We start from the raw sequence: 18,146 nt of genomic DNA, 5'->3' as shown, positions 1-18,146 counted from the left end.
GGAGTAAGGGGCTTGGGCGCTACCGTAGCCATTATTGGCCGTCCGAATGTGGGCAAATCGACGCTGTTCAACCGGCTGGTCGGCAAGCGTCTGGCGCTTGTCGATGATACGCCGGGCGTCACCCGCGACCGGCGGCCGGGCGAGGCGCGCCTGGGCGACCTGCGCTTCACCATCATCGACACCGCAGGCCTTGAAGACGCGGATGTAACGAGCCTTGAAGGCCGCATGCGCGCTCAGACAGAGGAAGCCATCGCGGAAGCCGATGTCGTTCTGTTCGTCATTGACGCCCGTGCAGGCGTCACGCCGCTTGATGCGCATTTCGCCGCTGTTGCCCGCAAGAGCGAGACACCGGTGATCCTTCTGGCCAACAAGGCGGAAGGGCGGGCAGGCGAGGGCGGTCTCTATGAGGCTTTCTCGCTGGGCCTTGGCGAGCCTGTGGCCATCTCCGCCGAACATGGCGAGGGGCTTGCCGGTCTTTACGAGGCGCTGCTTCCCTATGTGGAGCAGGTCGAGGAAGAAGAGCAGGCAGCCAAGGACGAGGCGGATTATTCCGTTGAGCTCGACGAGGATGGCAATCCGCTTCTGCCGGAAGCAGCCCCTGCCGGGACCAGTGAACGCCCGCTGCGGGTGGCGATTGTCGGGCGTCCGAATGCGGGCAAGTCGACGCTGATCAACCGCATGCTGGGCGAAGAGCGTATGTTGACCGGGCCTGAAGCCGGTATCACGCGCGATTCCATCTCCGTTGACTGGCTGTGGCGTGAACGCCACCTCAAGCTGTTCGACACGGCCGGTATCCGCCGCAAGGCGCGTGTGCAGGAGAAGCTGGAAAAGCTCTCCGTTGCTGATGCCCTGCGTGCCATCAAGTTTGCCGAAGTCGTCGTCGTGGCGCTGGATGCGACAAACTCCTTCGAGAAGCAGGATCTGCAGATCATTGATCTTGTTGCTCGTGAGGGCCGCGCGCTGGTGATCGCCATCAACAAGTGGGACCTGATCGAGGATCGGGAGGCGGCTTGGTCCGCCATCAAGGACGCGCAGGACCGCTATCTCAACCAGATCCGCAACGTCCAGATCGTCACCATGTCGGGCCTGCAGGGTCAGGGCATCGACCGTCTGATGGAAGCGGTCTTCAACGCCTATGAGGTCTGGAACACCCGCGTCTCGACCTCGCGGCTCAACCGCTGGCTCTTGAAGATTCTCACCCACCACCCGCCTCCGGCCGTGCAGGGACGCCGCGTCAAGCTGCGCTACATGACCCAGGCGAAAACCCGCCCGCCACATTTTGTTGTGTTCTGCTCGCGCCCAGAAGAGCTGCCGGAAAGCTACACCCGGTATCTCGTCAATGGCTTGCGCCAGACCTTCGACATGCCGGGCACGCCGATCCGTCTCAGCTACCGCAAGGGGAAAACCCCTATGCGGGCAAGAAAAAGAAGACCCGCTAGGCCCCGGCAAAGGGCCCTTGCGAGGCCGGGGCGTCCGCTCCGGCCTTTTCTGTGAGCTTTCCTTTCCCATCTGGGCGTTTCCGCTCCGGATACCATCTGCAACTGAATGACATGGGGACCGCGATGACGACGACGCAACGCATGGAGTTTGCCGTTGGCCTCGCCCGCCGCGCAGGCGCGCTTGGCCTTGAGTATTTCCGCAAGCTGGAAACGCTGACCATCATCAACAAGGGCCATCAGGACCTCGTGACGGAAGCCGACCGCAACGTGGAAACGCTGGTACGCGATGAGATCGCTGTTGTTTTCCCGGAAGATGGCATCGTCGGCGAGGAACATGGCCGTGTGGAGGGCTCGTCCGGCTACACCTGGGTGATCGACCCGATTGATGGCACGGCAAATTTCGTTGCCGGCATCCCGCAGTGGTGCGTTATCATCGCCTGCGTCCATAACGGTGAGACCGTTATCGGCGTCATTCATGATCCGGTATCGGGCGAGATGTTCGCCGCTGAGCGCGGCAAGGGGCTGACGGTCAATGGCCGGCCGGCCCGGGTCTCCGCCAGCACCAGCCTCAAGACCGGCTCTGCCGGTGTCGGCTTCAGCGGCCGCAACAAGGTCTGCGGTGCGGTGCAGCTGATCGACGCGCTGGTGGACCGGGGCGGCGTCTTCTTCCGCAATGCCTCCGGCGGGCTGATGCTGGCTTACGTGGCTGCTGGCCGTCTTATTGCCTATGGCGAATCCAAGATGAATGTCTGGGACTGCCTTGCCGGTCTCCTGATGATTGAGGAAGGCGGCGGCAAGGTCACCGGCTTTGATGTGGATGCATCCATCAGCACAGGCGTGCGCGTGATCACCGCTTGCCCCGGCGTCTATGAGGAATGGTCTGGCATGTGTGAAGCGGTCTTCCCGCCGCTTGCAGCCCACTAAGGGTCTGCTTGAACGAAAAGGCCGGAGCGATGCTCCGGCCTTTTTGCTTTATTCCAATCCCTTACGACGCAACTTGGACAAAGTCCTTGAAGCTGCGCGAGGGGTGGTCATAGAGACGGCCGCCGTCGGTGAAGGTGGGCAGCGTCAGCGGGATGATCGCCTTGGCCACGTCTTCGGGATGCGGCAGGGTGGCCGGGTCTTCGCCAGGCATGGCCTGTGCGCGCATGGAGGTGCGGACAGGGCCAGGATTGACGAGGCTGATCTGCAGAGGCGTCTGGCGCGTCTCGGCGGTGTAGGTACGCACCAGAGCTTCCAGCGCGGCCTTGGAGACAGAGTAGGGGCCCCAATAGGCCTTGCACTTGTGGGCAGCGCCTGAAGACAGGAACACGGCGCGCCCGGCATCGGACTGGCGCAGCAGTGGGTCCAGGGAACGGATCAGGCGCCAGTTGGCGGTGACGTTGGCCGCCATCACCTTGTCCCAGGTCTTGATGTCCACATGGCCGAGCGGCGACAGGGTGCCAAGCACGCCTGCATTGCCCACCAGAATGTCCAGCTTCTTCCACCGCTCGAAAATGGCGGCGCCCAGACGGTCCAGCGCGTCATAGTCGGTCACGTCGAGAGGAACGAGGGTGGTCTGGCCGCCTGCGGCCTTGATCTCGTCGTCCAGCTCTTCGAGCCCGCCCACGGTGCGGGCCACGGCGATCACATGGGCGCCAAGACGGCCCAGTTCTCGTGCGATGAAATAGCCGATGCCGCGCGAGGCACCGGTGACGACCGCAATGCGGCCGTCGAGGATCTTGTCTGTCATTGTGCCTTATCCAACTTCCACCAGACGCGGCGGCTTGCGGAACTCCACGTCATCCGACAGGTCCGTCAACGGCGTCGGATAGTCGCCGGTGAAGCAGTGGTCGGTGAACTGCGGGTTCTCGTTGTCACGGCCTTCAAGCCCCATGGCCTTGTAGATGCCTTCGATCGAGAGGAAGGCGAGGCTGTCTGCGCCGATGAAGGCACGCATCTCTTCCAGATTGTAGCGTGCGGCCAGCAGCTTTTCGCGCACCGGCGTGTCGATGCCGTAATAGTCGGAGTAGCGGATCGGCGGGCTGGCGAGGCGGAAATGCACTTCGCGCGCGCCGGCATCGCGGATCATTTGAACGATCTTCAGCGAGGTGGTGCCGCGCACGAGACTGTCATCAATGAGGATGACGCGCTTGCCTTCGATCTGCGCCCGGTTGGCCGAATGCTTCAGCTTGACGCCGAGGGTACGGATCGACTGGGTGGGTTCGATGAAGGTACGGCCCACATAGTGGTTGCGGATGATGCCGAGTTCAAACGGCACACCCGATTCCTGGCTGTAGCCGATGGCAGCCGGAACGCCGCTGTCCGGCACAGGGACGACCACATCGGCTTCCACGTGGCTTTCGCGGGCCAGCTGCGCGCCCATCTGGCGGCGCACGTCATAGACCGAGCGGCCGCCGACGACGGAGTCGGGACGTGCGAAATAGACGTACTCGAAGATGCAGGGGCGTGCCGGGCGGCGGCCGAAGGGGAAGTAGCTCTCGATGCCGCCGGAGGTGCAGACGATCACCTCGCCGTTCTCGACCTCGCGGATGAATTTGGCGCCGATGATATCGAGCGCGCAGGTTTCAGAGGCAAGGATTGGGGCACCGTTGAGGTCACCCAGCACCAGCGGACGGATGCCGAGCGGATCACGGGCACCGATCAGCTTCTTGCGGGTCAGGGCAACCAGCGAATAGGCGCCCTCCATCTGCTTGATTGCCTCGATGAAGCGGTCAACGATCTTCGGCTGGCGGCTGCGGGCGACCAGCTGCAGCACCACTTCCGAATCCGACGTGGACTGGCAGATGGCTCCGTCACGGATCAGCTGGCGGCGCAGGGTCAGGCCGTTGGTGAAGTTGCCGTTGTGGCAGATGGCGAAGCCACCGCCATCCAGCTCCGCAAACAGCGGCTGCACGTTGCGCAGCGCCGGCTCACCGGTGGTGGAGTAGCGCACGTGGCCGACAGCGGCAGAGCCTGCGAGGCGCTTGATCGTCTCGGCGCTGGAGAAGTGATCGCCGACGAGGCCAAGATGGCGCTCGGAGCGGAACTGCTCGTTATCGTCATAGGTGACGATGCCGGCAGCTTCCTGTCCGCGATGCTGCAGGGCATGCAGGCCAAGGGCGGTCAGCGCGGCGGCATCTTCATGCCCCAAAACGCCGAACACGCCGCATTCTTCACGCAGCGTGTCCCCGTAGATGTCGTCCGTATCATCGGAACGGAACTGTTTCCCTGCGCCCTGGAAGTCGGTCAGACCGGACATGGCGAAGCTCCTTGAGAGGTTGTGCGGCCAGCTTTGCTGGTCAATAGATCAGTTTCCGGTGCCGCTGGTGGTCAGCTGGTCAATGCCCTGACGTTCTGCGGCGCTGTAGCCGGTATTCTCGTTCCCGCCCTGTGTCTGGCCTTGAGCCTGGCCCTGGGGCTCTTCGGCATTGCGGCGGCTGGAGCGGTTGAACTCCTGGATCGTCTTTTCCGGGTCTTCCGGCAACGCGGCCTGCAGCTGAAGGCCAATGGACGTCAGCAGGTCACGGGACTTGGCCTGAACCACCCACTGGGGCTGACGCTCCGCCGGAACGAACCAGTTGAAGAAGGCAAGCCCAACGACAACGAGCAGCATACCGCGTGCAGCTCCGAAAACGAAGCCGAGCGTGCGGTCCAGCGCGCCGATCCGGCTATCCAGCACGAAATCGGAAATGCGCATGGTGATGTAGCTGACGATGATGAGCGTCAGCAGGAACACGCCCGCAATCGCGGCGCCAAGGGCGACATAATCATTGCTGATGTACTGCTTCGCATATGGAAGCACGGATCCATAGAGCAAATAGGCTGCTGCGGCAGCCGCCACCCATGAACCGATGGAAAGGACTTCACGGACAAAGCCGCGCACCATCGCCAGCACGGCGGAAATCAGCATGATGACGAGAAGAATTCCGTCGAGGAGCGTGATTGGCATCGTCCGGTTTTACCCTTGTAGCCCGCAGTCCCGGCAGCCGTTTAGGGCGCCTTGCTGCTGTCAGTCGTTCCGCACATCCCGGGCCCCGCCGCCGGTCCGCCCGCTGCCTTTGGCAGCAATCTTGGCGATGAAGGCGCTCAGGTCCTGTATTCCTTCCGCGCTGAGGTCCGGCCCGGTTCCATCCTTGATGTTTCCGGCCGGGCATATCGCACGGTCAAAGCCGAGTTTCTGCGCTTCCTTAAGCCTTGCCTGCCCCTGGGCCACCGGTCTGACGGCGCCCGAGAGGCTGACCTCGCCGAAATAGACGCAATTGACCGGCAGGGCAAGCCCGCTGAGTGAAGAGACCAGTGCAGCAGCTACCGCAAGGTCTGCTCCCGGTTCATTGATCCTCAGGCCGCCGGCCACATTCAGATAGACATCATGCTGCGAGAAGCGCACCCCGCAGCGCGCTTCCAGCACAGCAAGGATCATCGACAGGCGGGCGCTGTCCCAGCCGATCACGGCACGGCGGGGCGTGCCGAGCGGCGAGGGGGCAACGAGTGCCTGAATTTCAATAAGCAGTGGGCGTGACCCTTCCAGCCCGGCAAAGACGACGGAGCCGGGCGCGTTCATGGAGCGTTCGCCGAGGAAAAGCGCTGAAGGGTTGGCCACTTCCTGAAGGCCCGCACCCGTCATCTCGAACACGCCAATTTCATCGGTGGCGCCGAAGCGGTTCTTCACCGATCGCAGGATGCGGTACTGATGGGCGCCGTCGCCCTCGAAATAGAGTACCGCGTCGACCATGTGCTCCACCACACGGGGGCCTGCGATCTGCCCGTCCTTGGTGACATGGCCAACGAGAACCATCGCTGTGCCGGATTTCTTGGCATAGCGGACCATCGCCTGCGATGAAGCGCGCACCTGGGTGACCGTGCCGGGAGGCGAGTCCGCCAGTTCCGTCCACAGGGTCTGCACGGAATCAAGGATGAGCAGAGCGGGGGAGGGCCTGCTTCCAGCGTCGCCAGAATGTCCTCGACGCTTGTTTCCGAAGCAAGCGCCACGGGCGCGTTGGCAAGACCGAGGCGTTCGGCACGGAGCCGCACCTGATCAATTGCCTCTTCGCCTGAAATATAGACCGAACGCAGGCCCTTGTTGGCGAGCGCTGCTGAGGCCTGAATAAGCAGTGTGGATTTTCCGATGCCCGGGTCGCCGCCCACCAGCAGTGCCGAGCCCTTGACGAAGCCGCCACCGGTCACCCGGTCCAGTTCCTTGATGCCGCTCTGGAAGCGTGGGGCTTCCTTGGCTTCACCCGAAAGGCCAACCAGTGGCACCACACGGCCACGGGTGATCTTGCCCTTGGACGGTCCGCCGCCAACGCCGCTGCCTTCGGCTTCCTCGACAATGGTGTTCCATTCGCCGCAAGATCTGCAGCGGCCGGTCCATTTGCCTGTGATTGCACCACAGGCCTGGCACACAAAGGATGAGCTGCGGCGGGCCATGTCAGTCTCCGGTCGTCCCGCCGTTCAGCGGCCCGTGGATGCGCGCATGGCGGCTTCCAAGGCCTGTCAGCAGTTCATAATCAATGGTTCCGGCCGCCGAGGCCGCCGCCTGAAGGCTGGCGTTGGGGCCCAGGAGCTCCACATAGGTGCCCCGGCGCAGCTTGTCTGCCGGAACATCGGTGGCATCCACAGCCAGCATGTCCATGGAGATCCGGCCAAAGAGGGGCAAGGGGTGTCCATCGACCCATGCCGATGCGCCCGGCTTTCCGTCCGCACTGCCTGCGCCTCTGAGAAATCCGTCGCCATAGCCGCAGGAAATCATGGCAATGCGGCTGTCGCGCTCTGCCGTGCGGGCCAGGCCATAGCCGACGCCTTCTCCCGCAGAAACCTTGCGAACCTGAATTACTCGGGCTTCAAGACGGATGACCGGTTCGAGCTTCAGTGGCGGATGATCGATGACCTGGCCGCCATAGAGCGCAATGCCGGGGCGCACCAGATCGAAATGGAACTCCGGCCCGAGGAATACGCCTGCCGAATTGGCAAGCGAGCGTGGCACGCCGGGAAAATGCGCGCTCATCGCCTCGAAAGCGGAAAGCTGCGCCTTGTTCATCGGATGGGCCGGTTCCGGCGCGCAGGCAAGGTGGCTCATCAGCAGCGACGGCGTAAACGCTTCCAGCAGCGTGCCATCTGCCGCCAGCCGCTCGCATTCGGGAAGGTTCAATCCAAGCCGGTTCATGCCACTGTTGATGTGAATGGCGGCTTCCAGCTTCACCTTGCGCGTGCGGCAGAACAGCGCCCATTCCTCGATTTCCGGAAGGGACCCCAGAACTGGCCGCAGCCTTGCTTCGGCCAGCAGGGGCGCTGCGTCCGGGAACAGGCCATTGAGAATGTAGATGACGGCCCCCGGTGCCGCCTGCCGGGCTGTCACACCTTCCTGAGGCGTTGCCACAAAAAAGTGCCGCAGCCTGCTTCCGCAAGATGTCTGACCGTCACGGCAAGACCGCAGCCATAGGCATCGGCTTTCACGGCAGCCGCGCATTGGGTGCCGGAGGAGAGCTGTTCTTTTACGCGGCGCCAGTTGCGCGCGATGGCGAGCGGATCGATCGTCAGACGGCTGCCGGCCGGGATGACGGTTTCCCCGTGACTGGAGCTTGTCATGCTCTGCGGGTCCTGTGTCATGAAGCCAAAAGCAAGGCAGAGCCCGCACGCAGAAGGTCCCGTGCGGGCCACCGAATCGGCACCTTGCCCAAATCTTCGGGCATCATAGACCGGCTGGCGGGCTTTTTCCAAGTCTTCGGACGCATGTGCCGGACGCGTCCTGTCTGGGCATTGCACCGGGGAACGCCCGTATCCGGTGCGTGCGAACGAAGGGGCGCCCTCCAGTTCTCTCGGGCGTCGCCCCGGGCCGAACGGAGTGAGGACCCGGGGACCACTCATTTCCAGAGAGATGCCGTTTTCCTGAGGCGGCCTGCTGTGGTGTTCCGCACGAGCCTTTGGACGGCGCCTCAACCTTGCCGCTCGGGGAACGAGTGGTCCCCGGATCTCAGCTTCGCTTCGTCCGGGGCGACGGCCCAGGTGTGTTGTGATGCTGTGCCAACATCTGCCTCTGAGTGGCTTGCCGGACGGGTTACTCCATCCGCTCGGGCATATAGTCTTCCTGAGCCAGATCCGAGAAGCGGGTGAACTCGCCCTGGAAGTGCAGCTGCGCCGTGCCTGTGGGGCCGTGACGCTGCTTGGCGATAATGACTTCCGCCTTGCCCTTGACGCGCTCGAACTTGTCGACCCAGGCCTCGTACTCGGGCGTGCCTTCCTCGGGCATGGTCTTCGACAGATAATATTCCTCGCGGAACACGAAGAGCACCACGTCGGCGTCCTGCTCGATGGAGCCCGATCTCGCGAAGGTCAGAAAGCTGCGGGCGCTTGTCTTCGCGCGATTCCACCTGACGGGACAGCTGGGAGAGGGCGATGATGGGAACGTTCAGCTCCTTGGCCAGCGCCTTCAGGCCCGTGGTGATTTCGGTGATTTCCTGCACGCGGTTGCCGCTGTTCTTGGACGAGCCGGAAAGCAGCTGGATATAGTCGACGATGAGCAGGTCGAGGCCGCGCTGGCGCTTGAGGCGGCGGGCGCGGGCCACCAGCGAGGCGATGGAGATGCCACCGGTCTGGTCCACATAGAGCGGCACCGTTTGCATGTGCTGTGCTGCGGCGGCCAGTTTCTCGAAATCGGCCTCGGAAATGTCGCCGCGGCGGATTTTCGAGGAGGAAATTTCCGTCTGCTCGGAAATGATACGGGTGGCCAGCTGTTCGGCCGACATTTCCAGCGAGAAGAAGCCGACTACGCCGCCATTTACGGTCTTCAGCGAGCCGTCCGGCTGCTCCTCGGCCTGATAGGCCTGAGCGACGTTATAGGCGATGTTGGTCACGAGCGAGGTCTTGCCCATGGCGGGACGGCCGGCAAGCACGATCAGATCCGAATGCTGCAAACCACCCATAAGCCGGTCAAGGTCGGTCAGCCCTGAGGAAATGCCCGACAGTGCGCCTTCGCGGTTATAGGCCGCGTGGGCCATGTGGATGGTTTCGGTCAGCGCATCGCCAAAGGTGACGAAGCCGCCTTCGCTGCGGCCGGTCTCCGCCAGCTCGAACAGCCGCCGTTCGGCGTCGTCGATCTGCTGGTTCGGCGGCATGTCGATGGGCGCGTCATAGGCGATGTTGACCATGTCCTCGCCGATGCGGATCAGGTTCCGCCGGACAGCAAGGTCATAGATAATGCGGCCGTAGTCTTCCGCGTTGATGATCGAGGCTGCGTCGGCGGCAAGGCGCAGGAGGTACTGCGTCGCGCTCAGATCCGCAATCTTGATGTCGGAAGGGTAGAAGGTCTTCAGCGTGATGGGCGAGGCTGTCTTGCCGGCGCGGATCAGCTGGCCGATCTTCTCGTAAATGTCCTTGTGAGGCGGCAGGAAAAAATGGTGCGGCTCCAGAAAGTCGGAGACGCGGTAGTAGGTCTCGTTGTTGACCAGAATCGCACCCAGCAGCTGGCGCTCTGCCTCCGCATTATGCGGAGCGACGCGCACGGTCTCGCTCGCCGTTTCGATTTTCTGGATAGTGCCCTTCATGTGGTCCCCCGGTCGCGGTCATATTTCGTTTACCGGGCTTAAGGGCGCAGGAAAAGGCCGCAATTCAGGGGAGGCAATTATCCTCAGCCTGCCGAAGATCAACGGGGACAAGTCATCTCGCGCCTTGACTGGTGCATGTGGACAAGCACTGGGGGCAGGCTGTGGACATCCTGCGGACATCCCTGCGTGAAACCAGGGCGGAGCGCCCAAAAAACAGGCAAAGAAAAAGGCGGCGCCCCTGAGGGTACCGCCTGATCTTGCGCCGGGCAAACCGGGCCGCCGAGGATTACTCCTCGTCTTCGGCCTCGACTTCGCCTTCTTCGGCTTCATCTTCTTCGAATTCGAAGCTGTCCTGCTCGCGCTGGCTCAGATCTTCACCGGCTGCCTGACGCTCGGCTTCGTCAGCGGAACGGGCAACGTTGATGGTGATCGAGACTTCGACTTCGGGGTGCAGGGCGATGGCAACCGTGTGCAGGCCAATCGTCTTGATCGGCTCGGACAGGTGAACCTGGCCACGGGCAACGGTGAAGCCGCCGGCAGTTGCAACAGCTGCGATGTCACGGGTGGAGACGGAACCGTAAAGCTGGCCGGTCTCGGCAGCCGAACGGATCACAATGAAGCTTTGGCCAGCCAGCTTTTCGCCGACGGCTTCAGCTTCCTTGCGGCGCTCCAGGTTGCGGGCTTCCAGCTGAGCGCGCTCAGCTTCGAACTTGGCAAGGTTTGCCTTGTTGGCGCGCAGCGCCTTGCCCTGCGGGAGCAGGAAGTTACGGGCGTAACCGTCGCGCACGCGAACCTTGTCGCCCATCTGGCCAAGCTTGGCCACACGTTCCAGAAGAATGACTTCCATGGGATTTCTCCAATCGGTCTGTCCCGCCTCTCGGGCGGTTAGAAGCCGGTCCACAAACCCGCCGGCCCCAATCCGGGATGCCGGACCTTTAAAGTCCGGCGCGGCCCGCAGCATGAAGCTGGCGGGCCGCGTCTTGATCAGATCAGGCGTGAGCCTTGATCTCAGCTGATGACGAAGGGCAGCAGCGACAGGATGCGGGCGCGCTTGATGGCGCGGGCCAGCTCACGCTGCTTCTTCGCGGAGACCGCAGTGATGCGGCTCGGAACGATCTTGCCACGCTCGGAAATGTAGCGCTGCAGAAGACGGATGTCCTTGTAGTCGATGACCGGAGCACCCTCGCCCGAGAACGGGCAGGTCTTGCGGCGGCGGAAGAACGGGCGGCGGGCCGGGATCTGTGCGATTTCAGGCATATTAATTACTCCGCTTCTGCACGGCGGGGAGCGCGTTCGCTCCGCTCACCACGGGGCTCACGGGCCGGGCGGTCGCTGCCGAACTTGTCGTCGCGGCGGCGGCGGTCATCACGGTCGCGCTTCTGCATCATGGCAGACGGCTCTTCATCGTGAGCTTCGACCTTGAGGGTCATGAAACGCAGGATGTCTTCGTTGATGCCCATCTGACGCTCCATTTCCGCAACAGCGGCATGCGGAGCTTCGATGTTCATCAGGGTGTAGTGGGCCTTGCGGTTCTTCTTGACCCGGTAAGCCAGCGCGCGCAGGCCCCAGTTCTCGATCTTGCCGACCTTGCCACCGTTGGCTTCGATCAGACCCTTGTACTGTTCAACGAGTTGCTCGACCTGCTGGGTCGAGATGTCCTGGCGCGCCAGGAACACGTGCTCATAAAGCGGCATGTGTGTCTTGCCTTTCTCTAGCGTCTATCCGGGGAAACCTGGCGCAAAGCCTCAACGTGCCTACGGAAAGGTACGTAAAGTCCTACGAGAGCGGAGACACGGGAAGACGGGAGTTTGACGCCCCTGATGCTTGCGCATCCTTCCGTTCAGCCACCAGCCAAGGTTCCGGATAGTGGCGCTGTATATAGAAGGCTCCCGGAAATGCAAGCGCTGACTGCACCAAATCACAGCCGGCGAAGAGCCGTGGGGCAGGGTGATGCTCCTTCTCTCCGGAAGGTTCCGGGCACAGGCCGGCAGCAGTTTCCCACGGACTTTGGCCGCTTTCGCTGCGGTGCGGGGGCATATGCTCTTGACATGGCCCTGTTTGCCAGACCATAGCGGCGGATCATTTTGCCGCAAGAGGGCGGCCGGCACATATCGAATGGCGGGTATCTCCGCCCTTTGTCCTGCCAGTCCCTTGCATCATGAGTTGAGGACAGCCGGCCGCTTGATAGCCGGTGCCAAGTGACGGAGGCCGCGCATTATGGGCGTTGCATTCATTTTCCCCGGTCAGGGCAGCCAGGCCGTGGGCATGGGCAAGGAACTGGCGGAAGGCTCCGCCGAGGCACGTGCCGTCTTTGCGGAAGTGGATGAGGCGCTCGGCGAGAAGCTCTCCGATCTCATGTGGAATGGCCCCGAGGATCAGCTCACGCTCACGGCCAATGCCCAGCCTGCGCTGATGGCCGTCAGCCTTGCCGCGCTGCGCGTCATGGAAGCGCGTGGCATTGATCTCAAGGCATCTGCTTCTTATGTCGCCGGTCATTCGCTCGGCGAATATTCTGCGCTTGCTGCCGCTGGCAGCTTGTCCATCGGTGATGCGGCACGTCTGCTGCGACTGCGCGGTCAGTCCATGCAGGCTGCGGTGCCTGTGGGTGTTGGTGCCATGGCGGCGCTGCTTGGCCTTGATTTCGACGTGGCCCGTGAAGTTGCTGCCGAAGCCAGCGCTCCGGGTGAGGTCTGTGAGGCGGCCAATGACAATGCGCCGGGGCAGGTGGTCGTCTCCGGCCACAAGGCTGCCGTCGAGCGGGCGCTGGAAATTGCAAAGACCAAGGGCGGGCGCCGCGCCGTGCTCCTGCCGGTGTCTGCACCCTTCCATTGTTCGCTGATGCAGCCGGCGGCTGATGCCATGGCTGAAGCACTGGCCGGCGTGACCATTCATGCGCCGAAGGTGCCGCTGGTTGCCAACGTTCTGGCCCGCCCGGTGACGGATCCGGCCGAAATCCGCATCCGTCTGGTGGAGCAGGTCACTGGCACCGTGCGCTGGCGCGAATCCATCGAATGGCTGGCAGGCGAGGGGATCGATACGTTCGTCGAGATCGGGGCCGGAAAGGTGCTGACTGGCATGATCAAGCGCATCGCCAAGGATGCCGGTGGCCTTGCCGTCAACGCTCCGGGTGATGTGGATGCCGTGCTGGAGCGCCTGAACGGCTGACAGCGGGTCATTTGCGCCGCTGCCGTGGTCTTAGGCCAGGCGCGGTGCTGGCAGGAAACTGGAAGGAAACACACGATGTTCAGCTTGACCAACAGGACGGCTCTTGTCACCGGCGCCACCGGTGGCATTGGTGAGGCCATTGCCCGTGCGCTGCATGCACAGGGCGCAACTGTTACGCTTTCCGGCACCCGTGCCGAAAAGCTTGAAGCGCTCGCCGCTGATCTCAAGGAGCGGGTGCACGTTGTCCCTGCCAATCTTTCTGACCGCGTCGCCGTCGAGGCGCTGGTTCCGGCTGCGGAAGCTGCCATGGGTCAGATCGACATTCTGGTGAACAACGCCGGCATCACGCGCGACAACATCTTCATGCGCATGAAGGATGAAGAGTGGGATCAGGTGCTGGAAGTGAACCTCACTTCGAACTTCCACATCTGCCGTTCGGCCATCAAGGGCATGATGAAGCGCCGCCATGGCCGCATCATCGGTATTGCCTCCGTGGTAGGCGTCACCGGCAATCCGGGGCAGGCCAACTACGCAGCGGCCAAGGCCGGCATGATCGGCATGTACAAGTCCATCGCCCGCGAGATCGCCAGCCGCAATGTCACGGTCAACACGATCGCGCCCGGTTTCATCGAAACCGCGATGACGGATGTGCTGAACGACAAGCAGAAGGAATCGATTCTCGGATCGGTTCCGGCAGGTCGTCTTGGCACGGCTGCGGAAATTGCAGGTGCAGCTGTGTATCTTGCCAGCGATGAGGCCGCCTACATGACCGGCCAGACGCTGCATGTGAATGGCGGCATGGCCATGATTTGACTTTGGAATCCGTGTTTTGTGCCATTGGCGGAAAACACGGGTCCACTCCAGGGGCGGCGGCTGGTCAAGCCTGATAAAGTGTGATACCTAGCCGCCGATTATTCTGGAAAGACTGATGGAATGGCTTGATTTCATGGGCCTTCCGTTGCTCTTGTCCGGGTAGCGCCCGCGAACAGGCTGTGCGAAGACTGAGGTCCAGTTCATCCTGCAGCGTGTGTCCGGTTCGTAAAAACCACCGAGGTAAATAAAATGAGCGATATCGCGGAACGAGTTAAGAAGATCGTTATCGAGCACCTGGGCGTCGACGCCGACAAGGTCGTTGTTGGTGCAAGCTTCATCGATGACCTCGGCGCGGACAGCCTTGACACCGTCGAGCTGGTGATGGCCTTCGAAGAAGAATTCGGCGTCGAGATCCCCGACGATGCAGCCGAGACGATCCTGACTGTCGGCGACGCGGTCAGCTTCCTCGAAAAGAACGCCGGTTAATCTCCGGTTATTCGTGACCTGTGGGGGAAGCGGAGACGCTTCCGCCCGAAACATGTGCGGGCTGATGAGACGAGTAGTTATTACCGGTATGGGCATGGTGACGCCGCATGGTAGCGGCGTTGACGTGACGTGGAAGAAGATCCTTGAGGGCAAGAGTGCTGCGCAGCGCGTCAGCAACTTCGAAGTCGAGGACCTCGCCTGTAAAATTGCCTGTCAGATCCCGCGCGATCCGTCAGTCGAAGGGGCCTTCAACCCCGACGACTGGATGGACCCCAAGGAGCAGCGCAAGGTTGACGATTTCATCGTCTATGCCATGGCTGCTGCCGATCAGGCGCTCGCCGATGCAAACTGGAAGCCCGTGACGTATGAGGAGCAGACCCGCTCCGGCGTGCTGATCGGCTCCGGCATCGGCGGCCTTCAGGGCATCGAGGAAGCAGCCCACGTGCTGAGGGACAAGGGGCCGCGCCGCCTTAGCCCGTTCTTCATTCCCGGCCGCCTGATCAACCTGGCCGGCGGTCAGGTTTCCATCCGCCACGGCCTCAAGGGGCCGAACCATGCCGTCGTCACGGCCTGTTCCACCGGCGCGCATGCGATCGGTGACGCGGCCCGCCTCATCGCTCTTGATGATGCCGACGTCATGGTGGCAGGTGGCACTGAATCTCCGGTCTGCCGTCTTTCTCTCGCAGGCTTTGCCGCCTGCCGTGCGCTGTCGACGATTTACAACGACACGCCTGAAAAGGCTTCGCGTCCCTATGACAAGGACCGTGACGGCTTCGTCATGGGCGAGGGCGCAGGTGTGGTGGTGCTTGAGGAATACGAGCACGCCAAGCGCCGCGGTGCGACCATTTATGCCGAAGTCATCGGCTATGGCCTGTCGGGCGATGCCTATCACATTACGGCTCCGTCCGAAGATGGTGATGGCGCTTACCGCTGCATGAGCGCAGCGATGAAGCGCGCAGGCATCACGGCAGCCGACATCGATTACATCAATGCCCATGGCACGTCGACGATGGCCGACACCATTGAGCTTGGTGCGGTCGAGCGGCTTGTTGGTGATGCAGCGGAAACGATTTCGATGTCCTCCACCAAGTCCTCCATCGGCCACCTGCTGGGGGCTGCCGGAGCGGTCGAGGCCATCTTTTCCGTTCTCGCCATCCGCGACAACATTGCGCCGCCGACGATCAACCTGGACAATCCGTCTGTCGAGAGCCGGATCGATCTGGTGCCGCATCAGCCGCGCAAGAAGCAGATCAATGTCGCCCTGTCGAATTCCTTCGGCTTTGGCGGTACGAATGCTTCGCTGATCCTGCGCCGCGTCGAGGGCTGACCGCTCTCCCGTTACGATTTCCTCGTTTCGCCGCAATGACAAGGTTAATCCCTTGAGTTGCGGCGGAGCCTTGCGGTTTCACAGAACCGGGCCGGACATGTTTCCGGCCATCTGGCTGCAGTTGAACGATAGGGGAGGGACTGACGGTTATGCCGTACGGGTCTCCCTCATACCCTTGACAGTCTGCTGCGGGCCCTCTTTGCGGGGCGCCGGGGGCGGCAGGATCCGAAGGAGCGAGCGACCATGCGTGTCAAGCCAAAGAGCCCACGCGAGGCCATCCAGCCCGACCGGGCGCCAGAACCGCCCCAGCGGTCGCGCCATGCGCGCAATCCCATTGTCATCCTGATCAATCTGGTGCTTTCCAGTGCCGTCATCCTGATCCTTGCTATTGGTGCCGGCATCTATTGGGGCAAGCAGGAATTCGATGCGGCTGGTCCTCTGACGGAAGACAAGACCGTCATCATTTCCTCCGGCCAGGGCCTGGGCGGAATTGCCGACACCCTGGAGCGCAACGGCGTGATAACCGACGGACTGGTGTTCAACCTGGGCGTCCGGGCCTACAAGAATGCGGCCCGGCTGAAGGCCGGTGAATACGAGTTCAAGGCCGGCTCCAGCATGCGCGACGTGATGACGGATCTGGTGGAAGGCAAGGCGGTGGTCTATTCCGTCACCATCCCCGAGGGCTGGTCTACGGCGCAGGTGATCCGGCGCCTGCGCGAGAACGAGATTCTCACCGGCGAAATTACGGATATTCCGCCGGAAGGGGCGCTGCTGCCCGAAACCTACACCTTCACGCGCGGCGCCTCGCGTCAGCAGATCCTCAACCAGATGCAGGCAGCACAGACCAAGCTGCTTGCCGAGATCTGGGCGCGAAGGACTGAAGGGCTGCCTGTGCAGACGCCGGAAGAGCTTGTGATCCTTGCCTCCATCGTGGAGAAGGAAACGGCCCGTGCCGACGAACGCCCGCGTGTTGCCGGTGTCTTCGTTAACCGGCTCAACAAGTCGATGCCTTTGCAGTCGGACCCGACCATCCTCTATGGCCTTTATGGCGGAGAGGCCTGGACGATGGACCGCAGTGCCATCACCCGGTCGGACCTCGACAAGAAGACCGAGTACAATACCTACCAGATCCGGGCTCTGCCGCCGGGACCGATCGGCAATCCGGGCCGTGCGGCCATGGAAGCCGTTTCCAACCCGTCGCGCACAAAGGACCTCTACTTCGTTGCCGATGGCACGGGTGGCCACGTGTTTGCCGAAACCTACGAGCAGCATCAGGCCAATGTGCGCAAGTGGCGCGAGGTTGAACGCACCCGCCGGGCATCAGAGCAGGCAGGCGGTAGCGGCGCTTCTGCCAGCGAAGACGCTCCAGCGGCGGCCGCGCCGGAAGGTGCTGCTCCGGCAACACAGAACTGAACCGGAGGGGACAGACGTCAGAAGGCCAGCATGCGCGGGCGGTCTGGCGTCTGTCTCCTATTCCGGTTCCGGGGGAAGGAACAGGACATGGCTTTGGCCAGCATGACCGGCTTTGCCCGGGTTGAAGGATCTCTTGGCGCGGTGCGCTGGCACTGGGAGCTGCGCTCCGTCAATGGCAAGAGCCTTGATCTCCGTTTCCGTCTGCCGCCCGGCATGGAAGAGCTTGAAGCGCAGCTGCGCGAGCGCTGCGGCAAGGTTCTGGCCAGAGGCAATGTTTCCATCTCCCTGTCTGTTCAGCGAGAGCAAGGCGACGCGGTGCTCACGATCAACGAAGCGGCGCTCGAAGCCGTTTTGCATGCGGTGCAGCTGCTGAAGCGGCGCCTGCCCGAAGCCGTGCCGCCGAGCCTTGATGGCATCCTCGCCCACAAGGGGGTGCTGGAACTGCGCGAGCCGGTGGAAGACGAAGCGGCCCGTGCTGCCTTGATTGCTGCGCTTGCTGCGTCCTTCGATGAGGCGTTGAACGGGCTCAGCGCTATGCGCAAGGCAGAAGGCACGGCCATCGGGGCCGTTCTGGATGGCCAGCTCGCCGCCATCGCCGCGGCCACTGACGCAGCCGAGCGGCATCCGGCCCGCACGGCAGAGGCGATCCGCGACAGACTTGCCGCACAGGTGGCAGCTCTGCTGGAGGCTGCACCCGCACTTGATCCGCAGCGGCTGCATCAGGAAGCCGTGCTGCTGGCCACCCGCGCTGACATCCGCGAGGAGCTGGACCGGCTGGCAGCCCATGTGGCTGCCGCCCGCAAGCTTCTGGCCGATGGCGGGCCTGTGGGCCGCAAACTCGATTTCCTCGCACAGGAATTTAACCGGGAAGCGAATACACTCTGCTCCAAGTCAAACGACGTGGCGCTGACGGCCATCGGCCTTGAGCTGAAGTCCGTCATCGACCAGATGCGTGAGCAGATCCAGAATCTGGAGTGATCA

General features: G+C 62.7%; 14 protein-coding genes and 3 pseudogenes. 8 read left to right on the top strand and 9 right to left on the bottom strand.

The annotated features are described in order from the left end of the window. Positions 1 to 12: 12 nt before the first annotated feature. Positions 13 to 1,494 carry a ribosome biogenesis GTPase Der gene (gene der / locus ACQB61_RS09410; RefSeq protein ID WP_430512422.1) on the top strand — a complete coding sequence of 494 codons (1,482 nt, stop codon included), beginning with the start codon at positions 13 to 15 and terminating at the stop codon, positions 1,492 to 1,494. A gap of 68 nt (positions 1,495 to 1,562) precedes the next feature. Beyond that, positions 1,563 to 2,363, top strand: a complete 801-nt coding sequence (locus tag ACQB61_RS09405) for an inositol monophosphatase family protein (RefSeq protein ID WP_430512421.1) — start codon at positions 1,563 to 1,565, stop codon at positions 2,361 to 2,363. Between the two features lie 61 nt (positions 2,364 to 2,424). Here the strand turns inward: ACQB61_RS09405 and ACQB61_RS09400 are convergent, their stop codons facing one another. The 9 genes and pseudogenes from ACQB61_RS09400 to rpsF form a co-directional block, all read right to left on the bottom strand. Then, entirely contained in the window at positions 2,425 to 3,171 is a 747-nt protein-coding gene (locus ACQB61_RS09400; RefSeq protein ID WP_122520188.1) for an SDR family NAD(P)-dependent oxidoreductase, read from the bottom strand. A gap of 6 nt (positions 3,172 to 3,177) precedes the next feature. Next, positions 3,178 to 4,680 carry an amidophosphoribosyltransferase gene (gene purF, locus ACQB61_RS09395; RefSeq protein WP_430512420.1) on the bottom strand — a complete coding sequence of 501 codons (1,503 nt, stop codon included), beginning with the start codon at positions 4,678 to 4,680 and terminating at the stop codon, positions 3,178 to 3,180. 48 nt (positions 4,681 to 4,728) lie between these two features. Beyond that, a complete protein-coding gene (locus ACQB61_RS09390) occupies positions 4,729 to 5,370 on the bottom strand; it encodes a CvpA family protein (protein WP_430512419.1) in 642 nt (213 codons plus the stop codon). Positions 5,371 to 5,430: 60 nt separating this feature from the next. Next, a pseudogene (gene radA, locus ACQB61_RS09385) lies at positions 5,431 to 6,848 on the bottom strand (DNA repair protein RadA). Position 6,849: 1 nt separating this feature from the next. Continuing rightward, a pseudogene (gene alr, locus ACQB61_RS09380) lies at positions 6,850 to 8,006 on the bottom strand (alanine racemase). Positions 8,007 to 8,475: 469 nt separating this feature from the next. Further along, positions 8,476 to 9,961, bottom strand: a pseudogene (locus ACQB61_RS09375) (replicative DNA helicase). Positions 9,962 to 10,247: 286 nt separating this feature from the next. Further along, the gene (gene rplI, locus ACQB61_RS09370; RefSeq protein ID WP_430512418.1) at positions 10,248 to 10,808 is read right to left on the bottom strand and encodes a 50S ribosomal protein L9; all 561 of its coding nucleotides are present in this window, start codon (positions 10,806 to 10,808) and stop codon (positions 10,248 to 10,250) included. A gap of 161 nt (positions 10,809 to 10,969) precedes the next feature. Continuing rightward, on the bottom strand, positions 10,970 to 11,218 hold the full coding sequence (rpsR, locus tag ACQB61_RS09365; RefSeq protein WP_019966101.1) for a 30S ribosomal protein S18: 249 nt from the start codon (positions 11,216 to 11,218) through the stop codon (positions 10,970 to 10,972). A gap of 5 nt (positions 11,219 to 11,223) precedes the next feature. Continuing rightward, positions 11,224 to 11,655 (bottom strand): 30S ribosomal protein S6, encoded by a 432-nt coding sequence (gene rpsF / locus ACQB61_RS09360; protein ID WP_430512417.1) that lies wholly within the window; start codon positions 11,653 to 11,655, stop codon positions 11,224 to 11,226. 523 nt (positions 11,656 to 12,178) lie between these two features. On the opposite strand from rpsF, the gene fabD reads away from it, so the two are divergent. From fabD to ACQB61_RS09330, 6 genes are all read left to right on the top strand, one after another. Further along, positions 12,179 to 13,126, top strand: coding sequence for an ACP S-malonyltransferase (fabD, locus tag ACQB61_RS09355; RefSeq protein WP_430512416.1), 948 nt, complete (start codon positions 12,179 to 12,181; stop codon positions 13,124 to 13,126). Between the two features lie 75 nt (positions 13,127 to 13,201). After that, positions 13,202 to 13,939 carry a 3-oxoacyl-[acyl-carrier-protein] reductase gene (fabG, locus tag ACQB61_RS09350; protein ID WP_430512415.1) on the top strand — a complete coding sequence of 246 codons (738 nt, stop codon included), beginning with the start codon at positions 13,202 to 13,204 and terminating at the stop codon, positions 13,937 to 13,939. A 249-nt stretch (positions 13,940 to 14,188) separates the two neighbouring features. Next, positions 14,189 to 14,425 (top strand): acyl carrier protein, encoded by a 237-nt coding sequence (locus ACQB61_RS09345; RefSeq protein WP_430512414.1) that lies wholly within the window; start codon positions 14,189 to 14,191, stop codon positions 14,423 to 14,425. Positions 14,426 to 14,489: 64 nt separating this feature from the next. After that, positions 14,490 to 15,752: a beta-ketoacyl-ACP synthase II gene (fabF, locus tag ACQB61_RS09340; RefSeq protein WP_430512413.1), complete on the top strand. Its 1,263-nt coding sequence runs from the start codon at positions 14,490 to 14,492 to the stop codon at positions 15,750 to 15,752. Positions 15,753 to 15,995: 243 nt separating this feature from the next. Then, positions 15,996 to 17,165 carry an endolytic transglycosylase MltG gene (gene mltG, locus ACQB61_RS09335; protein ID WP_430512412.1) on the top strand — a complete coding sequence of 390 codons (1,170 nt, stop codon included), beginning with the start codon at positions 15,996 to 15,998 and terminating at the stop codon, positions 17,163 to 17,165. A gap of 87 nt (positions 17,166 to 17,252) precedes the next feature. After that, positions 17,253 to 18,143: a YicC/YloC family endoribonuclease gene (locus tag ACQB61_RS09330; protein ID WP_430512411.1), complete on the top strand. Its 891-nt coding sequence runs from the start codon at positions 17,253 to 17,255 to the stop codon at positions 18,141 to 18,143. The last annotated feature ends 3 nt before the right edge of the window (positions 18,144 to 18,146 follow it).

The sequence above is a fragment of the Pannonibacter phragmitetus genome, assembly GCF_050510895.1.
GTDB lineage: Bacteria > Pseudomonadota > Alphaproteobacteria > Rhizobiales > Stappiaceae > Pannonibacter > Pannonibacter phragmitetus_B.
Note: the sequence above shows the minus strand (reverse complement) of the source record. Positions and strands in the feature narration are given on the sequence as shown.